General features: G+C 34.3%; 10 protein-coding genes. 7 read left to right on the forward strand and 3 right to left on the reverse strand.

What is annotated here, in order from left to right; all coding sequences use genetic code 11:
• The first annotated feature begins 9 nt into the window (after positions 1 to 9).
• The 3 genes from galE to rbr all read left to right on the forward strand — a co-directional run bounded on the left by galE (position 10) and on the right by rbr (position 2,722).
• Positions 10 to 1,044: a UDP-glucose 4-epimerase GalE gene (gene galE, locus ACF3NF_RS04840; RefSeq protein WP_394022417.1), complete on the forward strand. Its 1,035-nt coding sequence runs from the start codon at positions 10 to 12 to the stop codon at positions 1,042 to 1,044.
• Positions 1,041 to 1,958: a nucleotidyltransferase family protein gene (locus ACF3NF_RS04845; protein WP_394022418.1), complete on the forward strand. Its 918-nt coding sequence runs from the start codon at positions 1,041 to 1,043 to the stop codon at positions 1,956 to 1,958. Before galE ends, ACF3NF_RS04845 begins: the two co-directional genes overlap by 4 nt.
• A gap of 173 nt (positions 1,959 to 2,131) precedes the next feature.
• Entirely contained in the window at positions 2,132 to 2,722 is a 591-nt protein-coding gene (gene rbr / locus ACF3NF_RS04850) for a rubrerythrin (protein WP_394022419.1), read from the forward strand.
• A gap of 55 nt (positions 2,723 to 2,777) precedes the next feature.
• On the opposite strand, the gene ACF3NF_RS04855 is transcribed toward rbr, so the two are convergent.
• Together ACF3NF_RS04855 and ACF3NF_RS04860 are read right to left on the reverse strand one after the other, a co-directional pair.
• Positions 2,778 to 4,688, reverse strand: coding sequence for a PTS mannitol transporter subunit IICBA (locus tag ACF3NF_RS04855; RefSeq protein ID WP_394022420.1), 1,911 nt, complete (start codon positions 4,686 to 4,688; stop codon positions 2,778 to 2,780).
• A 16-nt stretch (positions 4,689 to 4,704) separates the two neighbouring features.
• Complete coding sequence (locus ACF3NF_RS04860) at positions 4,705 to 5,757, reverse strand: glycerol-3-phosphate dehydrogenase (protein ID WP_394022421.1); 1,053 nt, start codon at positions 5,755 to 5,757, stop codon at positions 4,705 to 4,707.
• A gap of 260 nt (positions 5,758 to 6,017) precedes the next feature.
• On the opposite strand from ACF3NF_RS04860, the gene ACF3NF_RS04865 reads away from it, so the two are divergent.
• From ACF3NF_RS04865 to ACF3NF_RS04880, 4 genes are all read left to right on the forward strand, one after another.
• Positions 6,018 to 7,979 (forward strand): PTS mannitol transporter subunit IICBA, encoded by a 1,962-nt coding sequence (locus ACF3NF_RS04865; RefSeq protein WP_394022422.1) that lies wholly within the window; start codon positions 6,018 to 6,020, stop codon positions 7,977 to 7,979.
• Position 7,980: 1 nt separating this feature from the next.
• Positions 7,981 to 9,138, forward strand: a complete 1,158-nt coding sequence (locus tag ACF3NF_RS04870) for a mannitol dehydrogenase family protein (protein WP_394022423.1) — start codon at positions 7,981 to 7,983, stop codon at positions 9,136 to 9,138.
• A 22-nt stretch (positions 9,139 to 9,160) separates the two neighbouring features.
• The gene (nagB, locus tag ACF3NF_RS04875) at positions 9,161 to 9,883 is read left to right on the forward strand and encodes a glucosamine-6-phosphate deaminase (RefSeq protein WP_394022424.1); all 723 of its coding nucleotides are present in this window, start codon (positions 9,161 to 9,163) and stop codon (positions 9,881 to 9,883) included.
• Positions 9,884 to 9,964: 81 nt separating this feature from the next.
• The gene (locus ACF3NF_RS04880) at positions 9,965 to 10,693 is read left to right on the forward strand and encodes a CPBP family glutamic-type intramembrane protease (RefSeq protein ID WP_394022425.1); all 729 of its coding nucleotides are present in this window, start codon (positions 9,965 to 9,967) and stop codon (positions 10,691 to 10,693) included.
• Between the two features lie 28 nt (positions 10,694 to 10,721).
• Here ACF3NF_RS04880 and ACF3NF_RS04885 read toward each other — a convergent pair whose 3' ends face one another.
• On the reverse strand, positions 10,722 to 11,954 hold the full coding sequence (locus ACF3NF_RS04885) for an aminopeptidase (RefSeq protein ID WP_394022426.1): 1,233 nt from the start codon (positions 11,952 to 11,954) through the stop codon (positions 10,722 to 10,724).
• Between the last annotated feature and the right edge of the window lie 39 nt (positions 11,955 to 11,993).

Below are 11,993 nucleotides of genomic sequence, written 5' to 3' on the forward strand. Positions count from 1 at the left end.
GAAGGTTTTATGAAAAATCGCGTTTTATTAACTGGAGGAGCAGGATATATCGGCAGCCATACGGCAGTGGAACTTTTAGATAGCGGATATGATGTCATAATTTATGACAACTTGTCCAATGCTTCAAAAATAGCTATCGACAGAGTCGAAGAAATCACTGGCAAAAAGGTCAAATTTTATAAGGCTGATATACTTGACACAGAGTTTTTAAAAAAAGTTTTAATAGATGAAAAAATTGATCTTGTAATTCATTTTGCAGCCCTAAAGGCTGTGGGTGAATCAGTAAGAAATCCACTAAAATACTACCACAACAACCTTACAGGTACTCTCAGTTTGCTAAAGGCCATGGAGGATGTGGGATGCAAAAATATTATTTTTAGCTCCTCTGCAACAGTATATGGTGACCCAGAAGTGACACCAATTACTGAGGATGAGCCAAAGGGATTTTGCACAAATCCATATGGATGGTCCAAGTCTTTTATGGAGCAAATAATGACAGACTTACATACAGCAGATCCAGAATTTAAGGTCGTTTTGCTCCGCTATTTTAATCCGATTGGTGCCCACAAATCAGGATTAATAGGTGAAGACCCTCAAGGAATTCCAAATAATTTATTGCCATACATTTCACAAGTTGCAGTAGGCGAGCTAGACTATGTCCACATTTTTGGTGATGATTACAAGACCCACGATGGGACTGGAGTCCGTGATTATATCCACGTGGTTGATTTGGCACGCGGCCATGTAAAAGCTGTGGAAAATTTGGAAAAATTAAATGGAGTTGAGATTATAAATCTTGCAACTGGCAAGGGATATTCAGTCCTTGATGTTATAAAATCTTTTGAAGAAGTAATCGGCAAAAAAATCCCCTATAAAATAGAAAAAAGAAGAGCAGGCGACATCGACAAATCATTTGCTGATGCAAGTAAGGCCAAAAAAGTTTTAGGCTGGCAGGCTCAATATGATATAAAAGATATGTGCGAAGATGCATGGAGATGGCAAAAAATGAATCCTCGCGGATACGAAAGAGAGGAAAAAATATGAAAACCACACTAGTGGTCATGGCAGCAGGGATAGGGTCCCGTTATGGTGCAGGTATAAAACAACTAGCAAAAATGGATGAAAATGGATACACAATTATCGACTATTCTATTTTTGATGCAAAAAAAGCAGGTTTTGACAAGGTTGTTTTTATAATTAGACGTGATATAGAAGAAGACTTTAAAGAGGTAATTGGCGATAGAATTTCAAAAATAATTGATGTAGAATACGCCTACCAATCTTTAGAATTGCCAGAAGCTTATGAAGTTCCACAAGGACGCACAAAGCCATGGGGAACAGTCCATGCAGTTTTGGCAGCCAAAGACTTAGTAAATGAGCCGTTTTTAGTAATAAATGCAGATGATTATTACGGCAAAAATGTATTTAAAGATTTCCACGAATTTTTAAATGATAAAAATAATCAAGATGCATCCAAATTACAAATTGCAATGGCAGGTTACAAATTAAAAAATACACTTTCTGACAATGGAACAGTAACTCGCGGGGTTTCTGTTGGCAATGCAGACAATAAATTAGTAAAAATCATCGAGACCCACGAAATAGCCCTAGGAGAAGATGGCAAAATTACAAGTCGTGAAAACTTAGACAGTGATTTATTAAATCTGGAATCTCTTGTTTCTATGAATATGTGGGCTACATTCCCAGCCTTTATCGACCTTTGCGATCAGTATTTTAATAAATATTTAGAAAAAAATAAAGAAAATTTAGAAAAAGCAGAATACGTCTTGCCAGAAATGATAGCTGAGTTTTTAGAAGAAGATATAGCAGAAATTACAATTCTTCCAACAAATGACAAATGGATAGGAATTACCTACAAAGAAGACTTGGCCCCAGCCCAAGAAGAATTTAAAAAAATGTTAGAAAATAAAGATTATCCAGCAAATATTTGGCAATAAAATTAAGTCTCCCGTCTGGGAGACTCTTTTGATTTAGTGTAAGAAATCATTTAGTAATGATAATCATTATTTAATATACTAAAATATTTAGAACAAAATTTGACAAAGTTTCTTTCTAAATATATAATCATTATAGAAAGTACATATAAAAATTATTCCAGGAGGATATACATATGACCTTAAAAGGCACAAAAACAGCACAAAACTTAATCACATCATTTGTTGGTGAAAGCCAAGCAAATATGAGATACACATTTGCAGCAAAAGTTGCAAAAGAAGAAGGATACGTTCAAATTTCAAGAATTTTTGAAGAAACAGCAATGAATGAAAGAGAACATGCTGCAAGATTTTTCAAATTCTTAAGAGAAGAATACAAATTAGAAGATATTGAATTAAACGAAAACTACACAAAATGGCCAGTAGTATGGCATGATACTGTGACAAATCTTCAAGGTGCTATCGATGGAGAAAATGATGAAGCAGAAAATATGTATCCATCATTTGCAGATGTTGCTGAAGAAGAAGGTTTCCCAGAAATCGCAAGTGCATTTAGAAACATCGCAAAAGTAGAAGAAGCTCACAGAGAAAGATATAAAGCATTAAAAGCAAATATAGAAAATGACAGAGTATTCAAAAAAGACGAAAAAGTTATCTGGATGTGCGGTAACTGTGGTTTCTTAGTAGAATCAAAAGAAGCACCAAAAATCTGCCCAGCATGTGCACACCCACAAGACTACTTCGAATTAGCAAGATTTAATTACTAAAATATCAAAAAAAGCAAACCTTCATGGTTTGCTTTTTATTTGCTAAATTCATCTATTAATCTTCCACATCTTCCAATACATTTTTCATTTTTACCTTATCATTTAAAGCAATAAATTCATTTACCTTTTCCTCTGTATCAAATTCTGTGGCAAGTTTTGCAAGTATATCTAGGTGCTCATCACCCTTTCCTGCAATTCCTATGATTAATTTTACATCCTCATCATTCCAACGAAGTCCGTTTTTACAAACAAGTATTACTAGTCCGGTTTTTAGGATTTCAATTTTGTAATCATATGATCCGTGTGGAATAGCGAGTCCGTTGCCTAGATTTGTATTAAATTCTTTTTCTTTTTCTATCATACCGTTTAGGTATCTTGGTGTTGTGTAACCACCTTCTACAAAGTGTTTGTTGATCAATTTTAAGGCCTCATCACGGTTTTTGATTTGATCTGTAATTATAATATTTTCTAAGGCAAGTACTTCAGTAGCTACTGTATTTTCATTTTCATGAATACTTACATTTTCACTTGATGCAATATATTTTTGATTTTCATCATTATTTTCTTTTACGACCCTTACAACATCGTTAAATTCTGGTGGATTGATGTAAGAGGAGATTGACATATGATATTTGTCTGGTTTTGCTTTCATAGCAAGTGATGTAAGTTCCTTGTGACTTACTACTAGGTCTGCATCATTTGGAATGTTTTGTAAGGCTGTGTGTACAACTTCTATATTGTATCCAGCTTCTTTTAATTTCTTTTTAAGAGATGATGCACTCATTGCTGATGAGCCCATACCAGCATCACAGGCCACAACTATTTTTCTTATTGGTCCATTTAGGCTTCCATTATTATTTATATTATTAATATTTGTTGTAGGTCCTCCGCTTGTAGCAGCTGCACTGTCTTCTACGTAGCCCTTGTAGTATTTTTTTACAAAAATAGAGGCAACTAAAAATGTTACTAGACAAGAAACTCCAACTGTAAGTATTGCTCCTAAATATTTTCCTCTAGGTGTTAGAGCAAGTACAGAGATAATGGATCCTGGTGATGGTGTATAAACTGGACCATAATTTGTAATTTGCATGGTAATAATTGCTGCAATACCACCTGCAATGTCAGCTAGGATTAATAGTGGATTTGCTAGTACGTATGGGAAGAATATTTCATGTATTCCCCCTAAAAAGTGAATGATGACAGCACCTGGAACCGCTTCCTTCATTTCACCTTTGCCAAAGAACCAATAAGCAAGTAGGATTCCAAGACCGATTCCTGGATTTGGAATGATCATAAATAATGGTGAGAATCCTTGACTAGCCACTTGTTCTAAGCCTATTGGTGCGAGTATACCGTGGTCGATTACGTTATTTAAAAACAATACTCTGGCAGGTTCTATAAATATTGCAGATAGTGGAAGTAATTTTTTATCCATTACCCAGATTACACCATTTGCAAGGCCTGAAGTAATAGCCTCCATGATTGGCTCGATAAATAAGAAAGATAGGATACAGAAAATTCCGCCGATAATACCCAATGAGAAGTTATCAACTATCATTTCAAATCCTTCTCTAACCTTACCTTCTATAAGTTGGTCAAATTTTTTGATAACCCAGCCGCCTAGGGGACCCACAATCATAGCACCTAAGAACATTGCTACATCAGCTCCAACTACTAAACCAAAAGTAGCAAGCGCCCCAGCAACTGCACCTCTCTTACCATAAACTAGTTCCCCGCCTGAGTATCCAATTAAAATTGGCAAAAGATTTTGTAAAAGTGGACCTATTAACTCTGCTATTCTTTCATTTGGATACCAGCCTGTTTCTAAGAAAATTGCTGTAATAAGACCAAATGCAATAAAAGCACCGATGTTAGGAATTACCATACGAGATAGGTAGCCCCCAAACTTCTGGAATTTCGCCTGGAATCCAGAAGTTTTTTTATTATTTAATTGTGTATTTTCCATATTCTTCCTCTTTAATTTAGTTATTTAAATCTTCTTGGTCAAATTTTGCCCATGGAATATTAAGCTTTGCACCATTTGCAATCATATCGTAGATGTGCATTAGTAATGGAAACTTGTCCTTATCTACTTTTCCATTTTCAGCTAAAACTGTAATAGCTTCTCCCATTCTTTTTGCAATTACTACTGATTCTAAGGTTACTCCTGCTAATTCTTCCATAGCTTTATCGTAAGAATAGCCACGGCCTAAAAGTGTACCGATTTTTCTAGTTCTACCACCAAAGATCGTTACATATAAATCACCAACTCCTAGTTCTAATTGGTTTTTATCTCCATTTACCAGCTCTAATAATCCACCCATTTCACGTGTTGATTGGGCAAATAAAGCTGCTTGTGGGTTGTAATGGTTTACTCCTTCTTTGCCTTCTTCTGTTTCTGCAATACCAACTGCAAGAGAAACTGCTAGGGCATAAGCATTTTTAAGGGCAACAGAAAGTTCTACTGCACGCACGTCATTGCTTATAGATACGTGATAATAATCGTTTGCAAAAGTATCTCTAAAGAATTTTAAGTCATCTATATTTTTTCCACAAAAACCAACTAGAGAATGGTGTCTGTCTGCTAGCTCATAAGATGTACATGGTCCACCTACAGCACATATATCTCTTTTAATTCCTTTTTTGGCAAGTTCTTCTTCCCAATATTCTGGATAAGATAAAAGTGATCCATCTTCTTTATTAATCATGCCCTTGGTTACTGATAAGACTGGAAGATTTGGGTCTAGTTTTGGATAGATTTCTTCTAAGAACCAATCTACACCAAAGGAAGAAACTCCACATATAACAGCATCTGCACCATCAAGCCCCTCTTCTAATTCATCATAGTAATACCATTTAAATCCATCTGGTAACTGTCTTTTCATATTTAAATGGTAACCATCTTCTTTTGCTCTTTTTACAATTTCATCGTCTAAGTGTGTACCGACAATTCTTATTTCATGACCATTGTCATAAGCAGGTACAGCCAAAGCTGAAGCCATCATTCCTGCACCTACAAAAGTTAAAGTTGTCATAATTCCTCCTATATATTTAGCTACAAACAAAAAGAGCCCATACCTTTTGATTAGCCCTCTACTCTTGCTTATTAACTTGACTTTATTATAGCAAAATCTTTATTTGCGTGCAAACAATTTCATGATTATTTATTGTCTAATATATATCTAAATACAGCTAATTTTACTAGTACATTGACAAATGATTTATACAACTATAAGGGCATAAATAAAGATTAAAAGGTATAATATACAAGAAATATATTTTAGAGGAGGATAAGATGACAGAGAAAAAATCTGCTAGATCTAGAGTCCAGAACTTTGGATCGTTTTTATCAAGTATGGTAATGCCAAATATAGCAGCCTTTATAGCTTGGGGTTTTTTAACCGCACTTTTCATACCAGATGGTTGGATTCCAAATGAAAATTTTGCTAAACTTGTTGACCCTATAATAATATATGCTATACCAATGCTTATTGCTTATACCGGAGGAAATATCGTTAACCCACGTATGGGTGGAGTTGTAGGGGCTATCGCCACTATGGGAGCAATTGTTGGTAGTGAGCAAAAAATGCTTGTTGCTGCTATGGTTTTAGGACCACTTTCAGCATGGATTCTTAAAAAAATCCAAGACGCTTACGATGGCCATGTAAAAAGTGGTTTTGAGATGCTTGTTAACAATTTCGTTGCAGGATTTTTAGCTCTTGGACTTTCACTTTTTGCCTATGTAGCTATCGCACCAGTTATGGAAGGATTATTAAATATACTTTCAACTGGGGTAGATTGGCTAGTTCAAAGACATTTATTGCCATTAGTTCATATATTTGTAGAACCTGCCAAGATTTTGTTTTTAAATAATGCCATTAACCACGGTATTTTATCTCCAATAGGATTAGAACAAGTAGAAAAAGCTGGTAGGTCAATGCTGTTTATGATTGAGTCAAACCCAGGACCTGGTTTTGGTATCTTACTTGCTTATATGCTTGCGGGTAAGAAAAATGAAAAAGCATCAGCTTTTGGTGCATCAATTATTCAAGTACTTGGAGGAATCCACGAAATTTACTTCCCATATGTACTTATGAATCCAAAATTAATAATTGCAGCTATTGCCGGTGGTATGAGTTCTACTTTCTTACTTCAAATGTTTAATGGTGGATTAGTAGCAACTCCATCTCCAGGATCAATTCTTGCTTGGCTTGCATTAACACCTAAGGGTTCATATTTACCAACAATCCTAGCATTTGCTGCTTCAACAGTAGTTTCAATGATAGTTGCACTTCCAATCTTAAGAAATGCAAAAGATACTGGCAAATCTTTAGATGATGCAACAGCTGAAATGAAAGATACAAAAGCTAACAAAAATGCAGTAGCAAGACCTAAAAATACAAATCTTGCTGATACAAAGATAATTATTTTCGCATGTGATGCTGGTATGGGATCATCTGCTATGGGAGCAAGTGTATTAAAGAAAAAAGTTAAAGAAGCAGGACTTTCTGATATAGAAGTAAAAAATGTCGCTATTCCACAAATTCCAGATGATGCTGATGTAGTAATCACCCACGAGGATTTAACAGAACGTGCTAGACAAAAAAACAATACTGCCTACCATGTATCAGTTAAAAACTTTATGCAAGCACCAGAATATGACCAAATCGTAGCTGACATAAAAGCTGCAAGAGAAAACACTGGTTCAGTTTCTGAAGCTAGCCAAGAAAAAGTTATAGAAAAACCAAAAAATCAAGATGAAGTAGAAACTGTAGTTTATGGAGCAGATGGAGAAAAAATCACTGAAGAAACAAAAGAAATTAGTGATTCACCAGTTCTTAAAAAAGAAAATATTCTACTAAATCAAAAATTTGAATCAAAAGAAGAAGTTATAAGAGAAGTGGGAAGAATTATGGAATCTTCAGGCTATGTAGGCCATGAATACACAAATGGTATGCTTCAAAGAGAAAAAGAAGCACCAACCCACTTTGGTATAGGACTTGCTATCCCACATGGTACAAATGAAACTAAATCTGCAATCAAAAAATCAGGTTTAGTAGTATTTACCATTCCAGAAGGTGTAAAATGGGATGATGAAACCGTAAAATTAGTAATAGGTATTGCAGGTGTTGGTGATGAACACCTAAGTATCCTATCAAATGTAGCTACAAAAATCGATAACGAAGATATAGTAAATGATATTGTAGAAAATAAATCACAAGATGAAATTTATGAAATTTTAACAAGTGAGGTTTAAAATGAAATTAGCCATACAATTTGGAGCAGGAGCAATCGGTAGGGGACTTTTAGGAAAAGTCCTACACGATTCAGACTATCATGTACTTTTTGTAGATGTTTACCAACCAATAGTTGATAGAATCAACGAAGATGGATATTTTACAGTGGAATTATCAGACCATGACTTTGAAAGCCAAAAAATTGATAATGTATCAGCACTTTGCTCAACAAATGAAGAAGATTTAGAAAAAATCTATGAAAAAATTACTGAAGCTGAGATAATTACAACTTCAGTAAGGGTAGAAAACCTTGATTCTACTTCAAAAATTATTGCAAAAGGCCTTGAAAAAAGAAATTCAGCTGATGAAAAAGTAAATATAATGGCCTTTGAAAATGCTTATAGAGCCAGTGACATACTAAAAGAAGATATAATCAAAAATTCTTCTTTATCTGCTGAACAAATCGAAGAAATAGCAACATTTCCAAACACAGTTACAGATAGGATTGTCCAAAATAAAGAAGTTGACGGCAAACCTGTCGTAGAAATTTCTGATGATTTTGAAGCGGTAATAGAGCAAGCAAAACTTGCTGACCCATCTTCAAAACCAGTAAAAGATGCAGAATACACAGATGACATAGACAAGATGCTAGAACGTAAACTATTTTTAGTAAATGGTGCCCACGCTGCAAGCAGCTATTTTGCTTATAACAAAGGCTATAAAATGATGAATGAAGCCTTTGAAGATGAAAAAATATTAGCAGATGTCAAAAATCTTATGACAGAATCAGGTGATGTATTAATAAAAGAACATGGCCTAGACAAAGACGAGTTAGAAAGCTTTAAAGAAAGCAAGTTAAATAGATTTATAAAAACAGCTTCCCACGATACAATTGAGCGTGTAGGACGCGATCCAGTTAGAAAACTGGGAGAAAAAGATAGACTTGTCGCTCCAGCAATAAAAGCATTTGATAATAATATGCCATTTGATTATTTGGCAAAAGCAATCGCCTATGCCTTTAAATACGATGAGCCAAGTGATGACAAAGCAGGAGAAATAATCCAATTTGTAAATCAAAATTCAATAGAGTCAGCAATCGAAAAATATACGGGTATAAAAGAAGAGGAAAGAAAAGAATTATTTGACAAAATTGTTTCAGAATATCAAAATATTAATTAGAAATTAATATTGAGGGGGAAAAATGAGAGTAATAGTAAGCAAAGATTACGATGAAATGAGTAGAAAAGCAGCAGACTTTGTAATAAGCCTAATGCAAGACAAACCACAAATCAAATTTGGTTTAGCAACAGGATCAACACCAGAAGGGCTTTATAAAAATCTAATCGAGGCTAATAAAGAAGGTGAAATTGGTTTTAAATATGCAAGTGCAGTCAATCTTGATGAGTATGTAGGTATTGATAAGGACAATGAACAATCTTACCAATATTTTATGAACGACAGATTATTTAACCACGTAGACATAGATAAAAGCAAAACCCACCTACCATTTGCCCCAGAAGCAGATGAAAAATATGCAAAAGAATACGATCAATTATTAGATGAATTTGGACCACGTGATATCCAAGTTTTAGGTATAGGACCAAATGGTCATTTGGCCTTTAATGAACCAGACCAAAAACTAAACCAAAGAACATCTATCATCAAATTATCAGATGAAACAATAAAAGCAAACTCAAGATTTTTTGATAGCGAAGAAGACGTGCCAAAATATGCAGTATCAATGGGAATGGCAGATGCATTTAATGCAAAAACAATAGTAGTAATGGCAAGTGGAAAAAATAAACACGATGCAGTAAAAAGATTATTAGAAGAAGATAAAATCTACCCAGAATTCCCAGCAAGTTTCCTACACCTACATCCAAATGTATATTTATTTATAGACGAAGAAGCTTACAATGGCTAAAAAAAATCCTACCAGTCCACTACTTTTTGGGCTGGTATTTTTTTGCTAAAATTTAGGTGAAAAATGTTTTGGAGGTTATGGGTGGAAAGTCAGAGATTAAAATTATTTTTTATTACTATTATTTTTATACTTTTAAGCTTTTTTGCTGTAAAATTTTTTACTCCTTTATTTTTATTTTTAGGGATAATTATTGCTGCAATTTATTTGTTGATTAAAAACAAGGAGAAACTAACAAAAAAAGATTTGATAGTAGCAACAATTATGTCATTCCTTGGATCACTTAACATCGTTTTTATAGAAAAATCTCTTCTTGCCATTGTCTTATTTGCCATTATTTTTATTACATATATAGGATCTGTTACAGTTTTTAAAAACTTTTTAGGTTGGGATAAGCTTTTAAACAATAATTGGAAAAAAAGTTTGATAATTGCAACCGCAATTGGTCTGATTTTAGGATTTATAAATTTAGGAGGGGCGGAAATTAAAATAAAGGACCCAACAATCACCCCACTTCTTATTGGCCTACAAGCGGGCATCATGGAAGAAATCAGCTTTAGATTTATTTTTTATGCACTTAGCATTTATATTTTAAGAGGCAAGGAAAAATCTATTGTAGATAAAATTTTGATTTACGCAATAATGACCCTACCCCATGCAATAGCCCATGGATTTGATATAAGAGACTTGATTGGAGCTTGGTTTGTTTTTGCAATGCCACTGGCAATCCTTCAAAAAAAATCAGACCTAACAAGCTCAATTACAACACATTTTATAATTGATTTGATTAGATTCAGCGTTTTAGGCATTTAAAAAGACCACTTGTGTGGTCTTTTTTATATTAAATCGCCCAATTTCCATCAACAAAAATTGGAAATTCTTCTTCGTTTTTATATCCTGTTATTTTTAAATCGCTTGCCCCTACCATGAAGTCTTCGTGGATTAGGGAGTCGTTTATTCCTCTTTTGTTTAATTCGCTTTCTTCTAAGTCCGCGCCGCCTACTACATTTGTTGGATATGCTTTTCCTAATGCGAAGTGGCAGGATGCGTTTTCGTCGAATAATGTATTATAGAAAAGAATATTTGAGTTGCTAATTGGACTATCGAAAGGCACTAGGGCAATTTCTCCTAAGTTTTTGCTACCTTCATCGCTTTCTAACATTTTTGCAAGTGTATCTTTGCCTTTTTTGGCATCAAAATCGATTACTTTTCCATTTTCAAATGTAAAATTAAATTCATCTATGACTACACCATTGTAAACTAAAGGTTTTGTGGCAAAAAGTGTGCCATCTACTCCGTCATATTGTGGGGCTGTGAATACTTCTTCTGTTGGCATATTTGGGATAAACGGATCGCCTTTTTCATTTTTGGATCCTGCTGATGTCCAAATATGGTCTTTTGGAAGTTTTACCCAAAGATCTGTACCGTTTGATGATTGGTAGTGTAATTTGTCAAATTGGTGGTCATTTAGGTAATTTGCTTTTTGATTTAAGGTTTCTATGTGCTTGGTCCAATTTTCTTTTGTTTCTTCCCAAGATTCTTCTACTCGGCTAACATCTAGGATAGTTTCCCAAAGTTTTTCGTAAGCCTCATCTTCGTTTAGGTCTGGGAAGACTTTTGCTGCCCATTTTTTGGTTGGCACTGAGATTACCAGCCAGCTTACAATATCATTCATGGAATATTTTACAAATTCTTTGGTTTTTTTGGAATTTTCCTTGACTGCTTCTGAAATCTTGGATTCATCTAGGCCGTTTAATAGGTCTGGGTCTTCGGCGTAGATTGAAATTCTGTTTGATTTTTTATTTGCTATTTGGTATTTTAATTTCTCTATTTTCCAGTCTGGAACTTCATTTAGTGTTTCTTGGTTTTGATTTTCGTAAGTTAATCTTGTAATGGCATCATCACGCCAGTCTATTGATACATTTCTGGCACCTTTTTCATAGGCTGCTTTTGTTATTAATCTTGCTAAATCTGGATTTTCTACTGGGGCATTAATTACCACATCTTCGCCAGCTTTTACATTTACTCCAAATTCGACTGCAAGTTTTGCAAAATTTTCTATTCTTTTATCCATAATTTCCTCCTTGTGTAATTATACCTTTAGGATTTTTAT

Source organism: Anaerococcus martiniensis (genome assembly GCF_043187485.1).
Classification (GTDB): Bacteria; Bacillota; Clostridia; order Tissierellales; family Peptoniphilaceae; genus Anaerococcus; species Anaerococcus martiniensis.

Bases quoted from the DNA above. Each gene is read 5' to 3' on its own strand.
- ACF3NF_RS04855 (WP_394022420.1), bottom strand. From the start codon at position 4,688: ATGGAAAATACACAATTAAATAATAAAAAAACTTCTGGATTCCAGGCG.
- ACF3NF_RS04860 (WP_394022421.1), bottom strand. From the start codon at position 5,757: ATGACAACTTTAACTTTTGTAGGTGCAGGAATGATGGCTTCAGCTTTG.
- nagB (WP_394022424.1), top strand. From the start codon at position 9,161: ATGAGAGTAATAGTAAGCAAAGATTACGATGAAATGAGTAGAAAAGCA.
- ACF3NF_RS04885 (WP_394022426.1), bottom strand. From the start codon at position 11,954: ATGGATAAAAGAATAGAAAATTTTGCAAAACTTGCAGTCGAATTTGGA.
- ACF3NF_RS04845 (WP_394022418.1), top strand. From the start codon at position 1,041: ATGAAAACCACACTAGTGGTCATGGCAGCAGGGATAGGGTCCCGTTAT.
- galE (WP_394022417.1), top strand. From the start codon at position 10: ATGAAAAATCGCGTTTTATTAACTGGAGGAGCAGGATATATCGGCAGC.
- ACF3NF_RS04870 (WP_394022423.1), top strand. From the start codon at position 7,981: ATGAAATTAGCCATACAATTTGGAGCAGGAGCAATCGGTAGGGGACTT.
- ACF3NF_RS04865 (WP_394022422.1), top strand. From the start codon at position 6,018: ATGACAGAGAAAAAATCTGCTAGATCTAGAGTCCAGAACTTTGGATCG.
- rbr (WP_394022419.1), top strand. From the start codon at position 2,132: ATGACCTTAAAAGGCACAAAAACAGCACAAAACTTAATCACATCATTT.